Origin of the sequence: Pseudomonas sp. NFACC13-1, assembly GCF_900104425.1 — a bacterium.
GTDB lineage: Bacteria > Pseudomonadota > Gammaproteobacteria > Pseudomonadales > Pseudomonadaceae > Aquipseudomonas > Aquipseudomonas fluorescens_AA.
The window spans coordinates 48388-60972 of the sequence record NZ_FMXV01000035.1 but is presented as its reverse complement, the minus strand read 5'-3'; the positions used below and the strand labels follow the sequence as shown (position 1 = coordinate 60972).

Annotated in this window: 13 protein-coding genes; 10 read left to right on the top strand and 3 right to left on the bottom strand. The window is 60.0% G+C overall.

All coding sequences use genetic code 11. The features are described 5' to 3' along the window. A partial coding sequence (locus tag BLQ55_RS28320; protein ID WP_143011797.1) for an integrase core domain-containing protein occupies positions 1 to 282 on the top strand: 282 nt, incomplete at its 5' end. A gap of 141 nt (positions 283 to 423) precedes the next feature. Here BLQ55_RS28320 and smpB read toward each other — a convergent pair. Next, entirely contained in the window at positions 424 to 906 is a 483-nt protein-coding gene (gene smpB / locus BLQ55_RS28315) for an SsrA-binding protein SmpB (RefSeq protein WP_042730880.1), read from the bottom strand. Positions 907 to 1024: 118 nt separating this feature from the next. On the opposite strand from smpB, the gene BLQ55_RS28310 reads away from it, so the two are divergent. From BLQ55_RS28310 to BLQ55_RS28300, 3 genes are read left to right on the top strand one after another with little or no spacing between them, the layout of a single operon-like run. Further along, complete coding sequence (locus tag BLQ55_RS28310) at positions 1025 to 2428, top strand: sodium-dependent transporter (protein WP_092258770.1); 1404 nt, start codon at positions 1025 to 1027, stop codon at positions 2426 to 2428. 7 nt (positions 2429 to 2435) lie between these two features. Continuing rightward, on the top strand, positions 2436 to 2879 hold the full coding sequence (locus tag BLQ55_RS28305; protein WP_060739231.1) for a type II toxin-antitoxin system RatA family toxin: 444 nt from the start codon (positions 2436 to 2438) through the stop codon (positions 2877 to 2879). Then, the gene (locus BLQ55_RS28300) at positions 2876 to 3178 is read left to right on the top strand and encodes an RnfH family protein (RefSeq protein WP_092258767.1); all 303 of its coding nucleotides are present in this window, start codon (positions 2876 to 2878) and stop codon (positions 3176 to 3178) included. The genes BLQ55_RS28305 and BLQ55_RS28300 overlap by 4 nt, the downstream gene beginning before the upstream one ends. A 59-nt stretch (positions 3179 to 3237) precedes the next feature. Here the strand turns inward: BLQ55_RS28300 and BLQ55_RS28295 are convergent, their stop codons facing one another. Further along, positions 3238 to 3765, bottom strand: a complete 528-nt coding sequence (locus BLQ55_RS28295) for an outer membrane protein assembly factor BamE (RefSeq protein ID WP_092202109.1) — start codon at positions 3763 to 3765, stop codon at positions 3238 to 3240. Between the two features lie 97 nt (positions 3766 to 3862). Between BLQ55_RS28295 and fur the strand changes: the two genes are divergently transcribed. Continuing rightward, a complete protein-coding gene (gene fur, locus BLQ55_RS28290; protein WP_003197684.1) occupies positions 3863 to 4267 on the top strand; it encodes a ferric iron uptake transcriptional regulator in 405 nt (134 codons plus the stop codon). Positions 4268 to 4342: 75 nt separating this feature from the next. On the opposite strand, the gene recN is transcribed toward fur, so the two are convergent. Then, entirely contained in the window at positions 4343 to 6016 is a 1674-nt protein-coding gene (gene recN / locus BLQ55_RS28285; protein ID WP_092258764.1) for a DNA repair protein RecN, read from the bottom strand. Positions 6017 to 6258: 242 nt separating this feature from the next. On the opposite strand from recN, the gene grpE reads away from it, so the two are divergent. The 5 genes from grpE to carA all read left to right on the top strand — a co-directional run bounded on the left by grpE (position 6259) and on the right by carA (position 12499). Next, positions 6259 to 6825 carry a nucleotide exchange factor GrpE gene (grpE, locus tag BLQ55_RS28280; protein ID WP_092258762.1) on the top strand — a complete coding sequence of 189 codons (567 nt, stop codon included), beginning with the start codon at positions 6259 to 6261 and terminating at the stop codon, positions 6823 to 6825. A gap of 101 nt (positions 6826 to 6926) precedes the next feature. Continuing rightward, positions 6927 to 8843, top strand: coding sequence for a molecular chaperone DnaK (dnaK, locus tag BLQ55_RS28275; protein WP_014336568.1), 1917 nt, complete (start codon positions 6927 to 6929; stop codon positions 8841 to 8843). 323 nt (positions 8844 to 9166) lie between these two features. Continuing rightward, entirely contained in the window at positions 9167 to 10291 is a 1125-nt protein-coding gene (gene dnaJ, locus BLQ55_RS28270; protein WP_060739226.1) for a molecular chaperone DnaJ, read from the top strand. 9 nt (positions 10292 to 10300) lie between these two features. Beyond that, positions 10301 to 11107: a 4-hydroxy-tetrahydrodipicolinate reductase gene (gene dapB / locus BLQ55_RS28265; protein WP_060739225.1), complete on the top strand. Its 807-nt coding sequence runs from the start codon at positions 10301 to 10303 to the stop codon at positions 11105 to 11107. Positions 11108 to 11362: 255 nt separating this feature from the next. Next, positions 11363 to 12499 carry a glutamine-hydrolyzing carbamoyl-phosphate synthase small subunit gene (gene carA, locus BLQ55_RS28260; protein WP_092202115.1) on the top strand — a complete coding sequence of 379 codons (1137 nt, stop codon included), beginning with the start codon at positions 11363 to 11365 and terminating at the stop codon, positions 12497 to 12499. Positions 12500 to 12585: the final 86 nt, after the last annotated feature.

The following is a 12585-nucleotide window of genomic DNA, read 5'->3' as shown; positions in this document are numbered from 1 at the left end:
TCTGATCAGGGCTGCCAATACACCAGCCACAAATTCAGGAATGAGATGCGCAAGCATGGACTCCTGCAAAGCATGAGTCGCAAAGGTGAGTGCTGGGACAACGCCCCAATGGAGCGTTTCTTTGGCAGCCTGAAGTCAGAATGGGTGCCAGAAGACGGCTACAGTTCGGAGCATGAAGCCCGCGTGGATGTGCAACGTTATGTGATGCGATACAACAACGTCAGGCTCCATAGCTACAACGGCTACCGTTCGCCGGTAGCTATGGAGAAACTGGCGGCGTGAAACCTTAACTGGTGTCCAAAATTACTTGACCAGTTCAAGCTCGCTCCCACAATTGGATCTTCGGTGAACGCAGGGTTTGCGTATCGCCGTGATCCTGTGGGAGCGAGCTTGCTCGCGATAACGGTCCCAAGGACGAAAGAATCAGTCTTCCTTGCCCTTGTTACGCACCGCACGCTGCAGCTCGCGGCCGGCGTCGCGTTCGCGCTCGGTATCGCGCTTGTCGTACTCCTTCTTGCCCTTGCCCAGGGCAATTTCGCACTTGATCAGGTGCTTGCTCCAGTACAACGACGTGCAGACGCAGGTGTAGCCCTTCTGCTGCACGGAGGCGAAGAGCTTTTCCAGCTCGCGCTTGTTGAGCAGCAGCTTGCGCGAGCGCACCGGGTCGGCAATCACGTGGGTGCTGGCGGTGGTCAGCGGCGTGATATGACTGCCCAGCAGCCAGGCCTCGCCATCCTTGAGCAGCACGTAGCTGTCGACCAGTTGCGCCTTGCCGGCACGCAAGCTCTTTACTTCCCAGCCGGCCAGGACCATGCCAGCTTCGAAACGCTGTTCGATGAAGTAATCGTGTCGCGCCTTTTTATTTTGCGCGATGGTCCCTGTGGGGTGTTTCTTCTGTTTAGCCATAGGGGCGGCATTATAGGCAGTTGCGGGCGTGTCGGCTACGGTGAACCTGCGTGCTTGAGCACGTTGAGTGAATCCCGGACAATGCGGCCTCTTTTTTGAACGCTTGGGCGTGATCACGATGTCGACAGACAAGGTTTCTGTCCACGGCAGTTGGGCTAGCCGCTGGGTCTTCATACTCGCGGCGACCGGTTCGGCCGTGGGGCTGGGTAGTATCTGGAAGTTTCCGTACATGGTCGGCGTCTACGGTGGCGGCGCCTTCGTATTGATGTTCCTGGCGTGCATCGCGTTGATCGGCGCACCGGTGATGCTGGCCGAGACCCTGATCGGGCGTCGAGCCCGGCAAAGCCCGGCCAATGCCCTGAAGGTACTGGCGGTAGAGGCTGGCCATTCAACCAAGTGGTCGTGGGGCGCCTTCGCCGGGATGATCACGGCGCTGTTGATCCTGTCTTTCTATAGCGTGGTCGGTGGCTGGTCCCTGGACTACATCATCGACATGGGGCGCGGGGATTTCCAAGGGGCCACGCCGGACCAGGTGGGTGCCTACTTCGGCAATGTGATCGCCGATCCCTGGAGGCTGACCCTCTGGCACACGATCTTCATGGTCCTCTCGGCGGTGGTGATTGCCCGGGGCGTGGTGGCCGGGCTTGAGCGCAGCCTGCGGATCATGATGCCGTTGCTGTTCGTGATGATCCTGGTGCTGCTGGGCTACAGCATGACCACCGGGCATTTTCTGGAGGGCGTGCATTTCATGTTCGACTTCCAGCCGGAGAAAGTCCTGGATGGCCTGCTGCCGGCCATGGGGCATGCGTTTTTCTCCCTGAGCGTTGGGGTCGGTTCGATCATGATCTACGGCGCCTACATGCCCAAGAACGCCTCCCTGACCCGAACCGTCGTTGGCGTCGCGCTGCTGGACACTTTCGTGTCGCTGCTGGCGGGGATGGCATTGTTTCCGATTGTGTTCGCCGCGGGCCTGAACCCCAGCGAGGGACCGGGGTTGATGTTTGTCAGCCTGCCCTTCGCCTTCGGCAGCATGGCTTTCGGCCAAGTGATGGGTGTGGTGTTTTTTGTGCTGGTGGCCATCGCGGCCTGGAGTTCGGCCATTTCCCTGCTGGAGCCCATGGTGGCTTACTTGGTCGAGCGGACCCGCATCAGTCGCGCCTGGGTGACTTTCTGGCTGGCTTTCACTTGCTGGTTCGTCGGCCTGGGTACGGTGTTTTCCTTCAATATATGGAAGCAAGCGAAGTTTTTCGTGAACGAAGGTGGGTTGTTCCATCTCTATCAGTGGGGGGCGACCGGAGGGCTGGATTTCTTCGGCGTGATTGATTTCTTCACATCACGGATCATGCTGCCATTGGGTGGCTTGTGTTTCGTGGTGTTTGCAGGATGGGTCATGGGGCGAGAAGCGGTGCGTGATGAACTGTCGCTGCGCAGCCCGGTATTGTTTGCCTTGAGCCTGTTCTTGATGCGCTATGTGGCGCCCATCGGCATTCTCGTAGTGTTTGCCGCCCAGCTGTGGAAGTGACGCTTACATGACGACACATATTCAACGCTCGGCCTTGCTGCCTTACCCGGCGCAGGCGCTGTATGACCTGGTCAACGATGTGGCGAGCTACCCGGAGTTCTTGCCGTGGTGCTCATCCGCCGAGGTGCTGGAAAGCTCCGAAACCCAGATGCGCGCCAGCCTCAACATTGCCAAGAGTGGCTTGAGCCAGCGCTTCGTCACGCGTAATACGCTGGTGCCGGGGCAGTCCATCGAAATGAACCTGGAAGAGGGGCCCTTCAATCAGCTCCACGGCGTCTGGGTGTTCAAGCCGTTGGGTGAAAAGGCCTGCAAGATCAGCCTGGACCTGTCGTTCGACTACGCCGGTCCGCTGGTGCGAGCGACGTTGGGGCCGTTGTTCAATCAGGCCGCCAATACGCTGGTTGACGCGTTCTGCCAGCGGGCCAAGCAGAATGCAGAGCTCAAGCGTTGATTGAGATAGAAGTGGTGTATGCCGCGGTGGACCGCCAGGTCTTGCGCACATGTGTGGTGCGGGAAGGCACCAGTGTGCGTGCGGCACTGCTGGGCTCGGGGATTGCCGATGCATTCCCGGAGCTGGACCTGGCGACGTGCCCGGTAGGGATTTTTGGCAAGGTGGTTGCCGATCCGGCGAATCAAGTGGTGCAAGCGGCGGATCGATTGGAGATTTATCGACCTTTGCTGGCTGATCCGAAGGAAATTCGTCGTCTGCGCGCGGCCAAGGCTGCCCTGGCGCGACAATCGGAGCAATGACCTGGTCTGGATCGCAGGCAATAAAAAACCCGGCATGCCGGGTTTTTTCATGTCGCAATTTATTGCGGCGAGGTGTCCAGGGGCTCTGGTGTCGGGACCGGTACGGTCTCGACTTTGTCCACGTCCTTCTGGATCTGGTCCAGCAACGAACCTGGCTTGGCCGGTTTTTCCGGTTTCGGCTGTTCGGCATTCTGGGTCGGATCGGTCACGGTGGTGCCGCTGTCCTTGCCCATGATGGCCTCGTCGCGGCTCACGCCAGGCATGAAATCCCCCGACAGGCTGACGAGTTGGTCATTGGGGCTAAAGATAACGCTGATGCGTTCCTGCTGGCGCTCACCGCCGCCTGGCTGCAAGCTGTACAGATAATCCCAGCGATCGGCATGGAACGTGTCGGTCAGCAGAGGGTTACCCATGATAAACCGTACTTGCCGGCGGGTCATTCCCGGGCGTAACTGGTCTATCATGTCCTGCGTGACGACATTGCCCTGCTGGATGTCGATTTTGTAAACCCCGGGGAATGAACAACCGGCGAGTGCGAGCAGTCCCACAAAGGTGAAACTGGTTAGCAAGAGCTTGGTGTTTTGCATCGGTGGGCGACTTCCACTATCTTGGCTGGGACAACGTAAACGCCGATCATACCCGCATTAAGAGAAGCTGCGAAGCAGCATCGCGAGAAAGCTGACCATGGTTGAAAATAGCGAACTACGCAAAGCCGGCCTCAAAGTGACCCTGCCACGGGTCAAGATTCTACAAATGCTCGATTCCGCAGAGCAACGCCACATGAGTGCCGAGGACGTCTACAAGGCGCTTATGGAGGCTGGTGAGGACGTCGGTCTGGCCACGGTTTACCGTGTTCTGACCCAGTTCGAGGCAGCTGGCCTTGTGGTGCGACACAACTTCGACGGAGGCCATGCGGTCTTCGAGCTGGACGACGGCAAGCATCACGACCATATGGTCAACGTCGAGACCAGCGAAGTCATCGAATTCTTCGACGAAGAAATCGAGCGGCTGCAGAAGGCAATCGTCGACAAGTATGGTTTCGAGATGGTCGATCACAATCTTGTACTGTACGTACGCAAGAAAAAGTAAGCATGTCGCGCGGACTTGAGGTTCGCGAAACGAACGAAGGCGACCCCAGGGTCGCCTTCGTGCTGTCTGTCGTTCTCAGATTTTCGCAGTAACGACCATTTTTTTCGCGTGGGCCAGGGATTCCTTGGTGAGGTCGATACCCCCGAGCATTCGCGCCACTTCTTCCACTCGCTCGTTTTTGTTGAGCTTGGACACGGCGGTGCGAGTCGCGTCCTCGCCACGCACTTTGTGCACGAATAAATGCTGGTGTCCCTGGGCGGCGACTTGGGGCAGGTGAGTGACGGTCAGCACCTGGCCGCGTTCCCCCAGTCGGCGCAGCAGTTGGCCGACAATTTCCGCGGTTGGGCCACCGATGCCCACGTCCACTTCGTCGAATACCAGTGTCGGCACGCGTGAGGTCTGCGCGGTGATGACCTGGATGGCCAGGCTGATTCGCGACAACTCACCGCCGGAGGCGACTTTGGCCAGGCCCTTGAGCGGTTGCCCGGGGTTGGCGCTGACCAGCAGTTCCACCTGTTCCAGCCCATTGGGTTGGAGCTCGTCACCGGCGTTGGGGCGCAATTCGATGGTGAAGCGTCCGCCCGGCATGCCCAGGCGCTGTATCTCCTGCTCCACGGCACTGGCCAGCCCTGTCGCGGCCTGGCGCCGCAATTCACTGAGCTCCTTGGCCTTTTCCTGGTAATGACGGGCATAGGAAGCCAGTTCGTCCCCCAGGCGCTCGATGGATTCATCGTTGGCGTTCAGGGTTTCCAGTTCTTCCAGCAGGCGCTGCTGGAGTTCGGCAACGTCGGTTGGCTGGATACGGTGCTTGCGCGCCAGCGTATAGATGGTATCCAGGCGCTCTTCCAGGTACTGCAGGCGGGCCGGGTCGGCATCGAAATGATCGAGGAAGCGGTTCAGTTCCCCAACGGCTTCCTCGACCTGGATCTGCGCGCTCGTCAGCAGGTTGGTCGCTTCGTTCAGGGCGCCCACCGAATTGTTCACGCTGGAGAGTCGGTTCAGGCTCGCCGTCAGGGCATTGAGCACATTGCCCGAGTCGCTCTCGCTGCATTGTTCGACCACCTGGCGGCAGATGCCCAGCAGGGTTTCGGCGTTGGTCAGGTTCTTGTGTTCCTGCTCCAGTTCTTCCAGTTCATTTTCACCCAGGGACAGGTTTTCCAGTTCTTCGAGCTGGTAGCTCAATAGCTGGTGACGGGCACGCTGTTCGTCGCCGGAGTTGGAAAGGCGATCGAGCTCCTGACGGGTCTGGCGCCAGCGTTGGGCGGCCAGCTGGACTTGCCGGGCCAGGTCGGTGGCGCCGGCGTATTCATCCAGCAGGCGACGATGGGTATCGGTCTTGAGCAGGGATTGGTGCTCATGCTGGCTGTGGATGTCGATCAACAGTTCGCCAAGGGCCTTGAGATCGCCCAGGGGGCAGGGCGTGCCGTTGATGTAGCCTCGGGAGCGGCCTTCGGCGGTGATGACCCGGCGCAGGATGCACAGGCCGTCGGTGTCCAGGTCGCGTTCGGCCAGCCAGGCGCTGGCCTCGGGGATGTCGACCAGGTCGAACGTCGTCAGGATGTCGGCCTTGTCCGCTCCGGGGCGCACCACGCCGCTGTCGGCGCGGTCGCCCAGCGTCAGGCCCAGGGCGTCGAGCATGATCGACTTGCCCGCGCCGGTTTCACCGGTGATCACGCTCATGCCTCGATCGAGTTCGAGGTCCAGATGTTCGACGATGGCGTAGTTGTGTACGGACAGGTGCACCAGCATAAGGCCGCTCCCAGGCTTTAGGTCTGGTTATTTATACAGTGTTTTGTTTCGGCCTGACAATGCCCGCGCTTAGCTCGATTTGCTTGGGAAAGTGGTTTTCTTAGCGCGGCGAGGAATGATTATGCAGCTGCTTTTTGTAAGGTTAATTCGTCAGGTGGCCCTTGAAGCTGGAAAACCCGGCCCCATATACCGGGGCAGAAGCGCGAGTCGAGCTCGCGGACGAAGTTGAAAGGAGAAATTCTATGGCTGACGAACAGACGCAGGACACGCAAAATCTAGACGCCAATCAGGCCTCCCAGGATTCCGGTGAGGACCTGACGGCACGTGTACAAGTGCTCGAGGAGCAACTGGCCGGTGCGCAGGATCAGGCGTTGCGTGTAGCCGCCGACCTGCAGAATGTCCGTCGTCGCGCCGAGCAGGATGTGGAAAAGGCTCATAAATTCGCCCTGGAGCGTTTTGCTGGCGACCTGCTGCCGATCATCGACAGCCTGGAGCGCGGCCTGGAGCTGTCCAACCCGGACGACGAGAACATCCGTCCGATGCGTGAAGGCATCGAGCTGACCCTGAAAATGTTCCAGGACACCCTCAAGCGTTATCAGCTCGAAGCCCTTGATCCCCATGGCGAGCCCTTCAATGCCGAACATCACCAGGCCATGGCGATGCAGGAAAGTGCCGACGTCGAGCCAAACAGTGTTTTGAAGGTTTTCCAGAAGGGCTATCTGCTGAATGGCCGTCTGTTGCGCCCGGCCATGGTCGTGGTCAGCAAGGCACCGGCACCGGTTTCGCCTTCTATTGACGAGCAGGCTTGAAATCGGGCGCAGCGGCCCCATCTATAAGTCAAGCGTTTAAGTGCTACCGCAGTTAGCCACCACTGCTGCGGCAACAAAATCCAAGTTCCGGGAGAGTTAACATGGGCAAGATTATCGGCATCGACCTGGGGACCACCAACTCGTGCGTCTCCGTGCTGGAAAACGGCAAGGCCAAGGTTATTGAAAACGCTGAAGGCGCGCGTACCACGCCGTCGATCATCGCGTACGCCAATGATGGCGAAATTCTGGTTGGCCAGTCGGCCAAGCGTCAGGCAGTGACCAATCCGCATAACACCCTGTACGCGGTGAAGCGTCTGATCGGTCGCAAGTTCGACGAAGAAGTCGTTCAGAAAGACATCAAGATGGTGCCTTACAAAATCGCCAAGGCTGACAACGGCGACGCTTGGGTTGAAGTGAACGGCCAGAAAATGGCACCGCCACAGATCTCGGCCGAGATCCTCAAGAAAATGAAGAAAACCGCCGAAGACTACCTCGGCGAAGCGGTGACCGAGGCGGTCATCACGGTTCCTGCCTATTTCAACGATAGCCAGCGCCAGGCGACCAAAGACGCCGGCCGCATCGCGGGCCTGGACGTAAAACGTATCATCAACGAACCGACCGCGGCCGCTCTGGCCTACGGTATGGACAAGGCCAAGGGCGACCACACCGTGATCGTCTATGACCTGGGTGGCGGTACCTTCGACGTCTCCGTGATCGAGATCGCTGAAGTCGACGGCGAGCACCAGTTCGAAGTACTGGCAACCAACGGTGACACGTTCCTCGGTGGTGAAGACTTCGACATCCGCCTGATCGACTACCTCGTCGACGAGTTCAAGAAAGAAAGCGGCATGAACCTCAAGGGTGACCCGCTGGCCATGCAGCGCCTGAAAGAAGCCGCTGAAAAAGCCAAGATCGAACTGTCCTCGAGCCAGTCGACCGACGTGAACCTGCCGTACATCACCGCAGATGCCACCGGTCCTAAGCACCTGAACGTAAAAATCTCCCGCGCCAAGCTCGAAGCGCTGGTGGAAGACCTGGTTCAGCGCACCATCGAACCTTGCCGCATTGCGATGAAAGACGCCGGTATCGACGTTGGCTCGATCAACGACGTGATCCTGGTGGGCGGCCAGACCCGTATGCCGCTGGTTCAGAAGCTGGTCACCGACTTCTTCGGCAAAGAAGCCCGCAAGGACGTGAACCCGGACGAAGCCGTTGCCATGGGTGCTGCCATCCAGGGCGCTGTTCTGGCCGGTGACGTGAAGGACGTTCTGCTGCTCGACGTCAGCCCGCTGACCCTGGGTATCGAAACCATGGGTGGCGTGATGACTGCGCTGATCGAGAAAAACACCACGATTCCTACCAAGAAATCCCAGGTGTTCTCGACGGCTGACGACAACCAGGGCGCCGTGACCATCCACGTGCTGCAGGGTGAGCGCAAGCAGGCTGCCCAGAACAAATCCCTGGGCAAGTTCGACCTGGCCGAGATTCCACCAGCGCCACGTGGCGTGCCACAAATCGAAGTGACCTTCGACATCGACGCCAACGGCATCCTGCACGTCGGCGCGAAAGACAAGGCCACCGGCAAGACCCAGTCGATCGTGATCAAGGCCAACTCCGGCCTGTCCGAGGAAGAAATTCAGCAGATGGTTCGCGATGCTGAAGTCAACGCCGAGGAAGACCGCAAGTTCGAAGAGCTGGCCAGCGCCCGCAACCAGGGCGATGCCCTGGTGCACTCGACCCGCAAGATGATCGCCGATGCTGGCGAGAAAGTGACCGCGGAAGAGAAAACCGCCATCGAAGCGGCCGTGGTTGCCTTGGAAGCCGCTGTGAAAGGCGACGACAAGGCGGCCATCGAGGCGAAGATCGAAGAGCTGTCCAAGGTCTCCGCACCAGTGGCTCAGAAGATGTACGCCGAGCAGGCTCAGCCCGCTGAAGGCGCGGCTGCCCAGGGCGAATCGGCCGAAAAAGCCGACGACGTCGTGGATGCCGAGTTCGAAGAAGTGAAAGACCACAAGTAATCGCTTGTTGGTCGGCCGGTTGACTGCACTTGTGCGGTGGCTGGTAGGATGTCGCCGCGCGGGGGCTTGCTCCCGCGTTGGCGTGTCTGGAGCTAGGGAATTTTTACAGCATGCGACAGTTGTTCGGATGTTGGCGGTGCGTTCGGGAATGCTCCTGCTTTCCGGCGATGGGCACTGCGTTTTGGCCGGGGCCCTGGCTGAAATATTTAAAGACCAGGATCGTTGAATTGACGTGAGTTGGGTCCGGGCCTGTATTGGGGCTCAACGAGTTTGGCAAGGCTCAGGAGAGGTTTGCCGGACGTCCTATAAGAGTGCAAAGACTAATGGCGAAGCGTGATTTTTACGAAGTATTGGGTGTCGAGCGGGGGGCCAGCGAGGCGGAGCTGAAAAAGGCTTATCGTCGCCTGGCGATGAAGCACCACCCGGACCGTAATCCCGGCGATAAAGCGTCGGAAGAGATGTTCAAGGAAGCCAACGAGGCTTACGAAGTTCTGTCCGATTCCAGCAAGCGCGCGGCCTATGACCAGTATGGGCATGCCGGTGTCGACCCAAGCATGGGCGGCGGCGGTGCCGGTTTCGGCGGCCAGAACTTCTCCGATATTTTCGGCGACGTGTTCAGCGATTTCTTCGGCGGCGGTCGCGGCGGTGCCCGTGGGGGCGCCCAGCGTGGCAGCGATTTGCGCTACACGTTGGAGCTGAACCTGGAAGAAGCGGTGCGTGGTACCACCGTCAATATCCGTGTACCGACATTGGTCAACTGCAAGCCGTGCGATGGCTCGGGTGCAAAGAAGGGCTCCTCGCCCGTGACTTGCCCGACTTGCGGCGGCATCGGCCAGGTTCGCATGCAGCAGGGCTTCTTCTCGGTCCAGCAGACCTGCCCGCGTTGCCATGGCCAAGGCAAGATCATTTCCGACCCGTGCGACTCCTGCCATGGCGAAGGGCGTGTCGAAGAGTACAAGACGCTGTCGGTCAAAGTGCCGGCCGGTGTCGACACCGGTGACCGCATTCGCCTGTCCGGCGAAGGCGAGGCGGGTGCCCAAGGCGGTCCGACTGGCGACCTGTATGTGGTCATCAACGTGCGCGAGCATGCGATTTTCCAGCGCGACGGCAAGCACCTGTTCTGCGAAGTGCCGATCAGCTTCGTCGACGCGGCCTTGGGTGGCGAGCTCGAGATCCCGACCCTCGACGGTCGCGTCAAGCTGAAAATTCCCGAGGGCACGCAGACCGGCAAACAGTTCCGGATTCGCGGCAAAGGCGTTGCGCCAGTGCGTGGCGGTGGTGCGGGCGACCTGATGTGCCGTGTGGCGGTGGAGACGCCGGTCAACCTGAGTCGGCGTCAGCGTGAGCTGCTGGAAGAGTTCCGCGGCACGCTGGCGGATGACAACAGCCACTCCCCGAAAACCACCGGTTGGTTCGAAGGTGTGAAGCGCTTCTTCGGCGACCTGTAAGGAGTTCGCATGCGACGTATAGCTGTGATGGGCGCTGCGGGGCGCATGGGCAAGGCGCTGGTCGAGGCGGTGCAGCAGCGCTCGCCGCTCTCCGGCCTGACGGCGGCCATCGTTCGGCCCGACAGTACGTTGGTGGGCGCCGATGCTGGCGAGCTGGCTTCGCTGGGGCGTATCGGCGTGCCGATGTCTGGCGGCCTGGAGAAGGTGTTGGACGAGTTCGATGTGCTGATCGACTTCACCCTGCCGGACGTGATGCTGAAAAACCTCGCGATCTGCCGCAAGCATGGCAAGGCCATGGTGATTGGCACCACGGGGCTGGATGCTGCGCAAAAGCAATTGCTGGCCGAAGCGGGCAACGATATCGCAATCGTGTTCGCGGCGAACTTCAGCGTGGGCGTGAACCTGTCGCTGAAGCTGCTGGACATGGCGGCCCGGGTCTTGGGCGACGATGCCGATATCGAAATCATCGAAGCGCATCACCGGCACAAGATCGACGCACCTTCCGGAACGGCCTTGCGCATGGGTGAGGTGATTGCCGATGCGTTGGGGCGTGATCTGCAGAAAGTCGCCGTGTACGGGCGTGAAGGGCATACCGGTGCCCGCGAGCGCGACACCATCGGTTTCGCCACAGTGCGCGGTGGTGATGTGGTAGGTGATCACACGGTGTTGTTCGCCACTGAAGGCGAACGCCTGGAGATCACCCACAAGGCCTCCAGCCGGATGACCTTCGCCAAGGGCGCCGTGCGTGCCGCGCTGTGGCTGGATGGCCGCGAGCCTGGCTTGTATGACATGCAGGACGTTCTCGACCTGCGTTGATGTCATTGAAGGCGGGGTTCAGGTTATACTGCGCCCCGTTTTACACCGCTTCGCGACGGCCTGTCGCATTCCCCTGCCTTTAAGGCTCATTAGCGGTGGACCAAAAAAGCCTTTTTCTGTAAGCTACAGCTTTAGTGTGTCCACTAAAAGCGCGCAGAATAATTCAGTGAACAAGCGGGGTGACGTGTCCATACGTCACTCCGCTTTTTTACAACCTGCGATCGCCCTTTCAGGCTTTATTTACGGGAGGTCTTCTTGACTAAGCCAGCCATACTCGCCCTTGCTGATGGCAGCATTTTTCGCGGCGAAGCCATTGGAGCCGACGGTCAGACCGTTGGTGAGGTGGTGTTTAACACCGCAATGACCGGCTATCAGGAAATTCTTACCGATCCTTCCTACGCCCAGCAAATCGTTACCCTGACTTACCCGCACATCGGCAACACTGGCACCACGCCGGAAGACGCCGAGTCCGATCGTGTCTGGTCCGCCGGCCTGGTCATTCGTGACTTGCCGCTGGTAGCGAGCAACTGGCGTAACACGATGTCCTTGTCCGATTACCTGAAAGCCAACAACGTCGTGGCGATCGCCGGTATCGACACTCGCCGCCTGACCCGCATCCTGCGGGAAAAAGGCGCGCAGAACGGCTGCATCATGGCTGGCGACAACATTTCCGAAGAAGCCGCCATTGCCGCTGCCCAGGGCTTCCCTGGCCTCAAGGGCATGGACCTGGCGAAAGTCGTCAGCACCCAGAAACAATACGAATGGCGCTCCACGGTCTGGGACCTTAAGACCGACAGTCACGCGACGATCGAGGCTTCCGAGCTGCCCTACCACGTGGTGGCGTACGACTACGGCGTCAAGTTGAACATCCTGCGCATGCTGGTCGAGCGTGGCTGCCGCGTCACCGTGGTACCGGCCCAGACCCCGGCCGCCGATGTCCTGGCCCTCAATCCCGACGGCGTGTTCCTGTCCAACGGCCCGGGTGACCCAGAGCCGTGCGACTACGCGATCCAGGCGATCAAGGACGTGCTGGAAACCGAGATCCCGGTGTTCGGTATCTGCCTCGGTCACCAGTTGCTGGCCCTCGCTTCGGGCGCCAAGACCTTGAAAATGGGCCACGGCCACCACGGTGCCAACCACCCGGTGCAGGACCTGGATACCGGCGTGGTGATGATCACCAGCCAGAACCACGGTTTTGCGGTGGATGAGGCGACCCTGCCGGCCAACGTGCGTGCGATTCACAAGTCGCTGTTCGACGGCACGCTGCAAGGTATCGAGCGTACCGACAAGAGCGCGTTCAGCTTCCAGGGCCACCCTGAAGCGAGCCCGGGCCCGAACGATGTGGCGCCGCTGTTCGATCGCTTCATCAACGAGATGGCCAAGCGACGCTGACCGCGTGAAGCTCGAGGGCGGCCCCGAGTGCGGCGGCCCCTTCGGGCGCTTCAAAGATTGTTCGACGGCCTAGCCGACTGACCTGC

Bases quoted from the DNA above. Each gene is read 5' to 3' on its own strand.
- smpB (WP_042730880.1), bottom strand. From the start codon at position 906: ATGGCTAAACAGAAGAAACACCCCACAGGGACCATCGCGCAAAATAAA.
- BLQ55_RS28310 (WP_092258770.1), top strand. From the start codon at position 1,025: ATGTCGACAGACAAGGTTTCTGTCCACGGCAGTTGGGCTAGCCGCTGG.
- BLQ55_RS28305 (WP_060739231.1), top strand. From the start codon at position 2,436: ATGACGACACATATTCAACGCTCGGCCTTGCTGCCTTACCCGGCGCAG.
- BLQ55_RS28295 (WP_092202109.1), bottom strand. From the start codon at position 3,765: ATGCAAAACACCAAGCTCTTGCTAACCAGTTTCACCTTTGTGGGACTG.
- fur (WP_003197684.1), top strand. From the start codon at position 3,863: ATGGTTGAAAATAGCGAACTACGCAAAGCCGGCCTCAAAGTGACCCTG.
- recN (WP_092258764.1), bottom strand. From the start codon at position 6,016: ATGCTGGTGCACCTGTCCGTACACAACTACGCCATCGTCGAACATCTG.
- grpE (WP_092258762.1), top strand. From the start codon at position 6,259: ATGGCTGACGAACAGACGCAGGACACGCAAAATCTAGACGCCAATCAG.
- dnaK (WP_014336568.1), top strand. From the start codon at position 6,927: ATGGGCAAGATTATCGGCATCGACCTGGGGACCACCAACTCGTGCGTC.
- dnaJ (WP_060739226.1), top strand. From the start codon at position 9,167: ATGGCGAAGCGTGATTTTTACGAAGTATTGGGTGTCGAGCGGGGGGCC.
- dapB (WP_060739225.1), top strand. From the start codon at position 10,301: ATGCGACGTATAGCTGTGATGGGCGCTGCGGGGCGCATGGGCAAGGCG.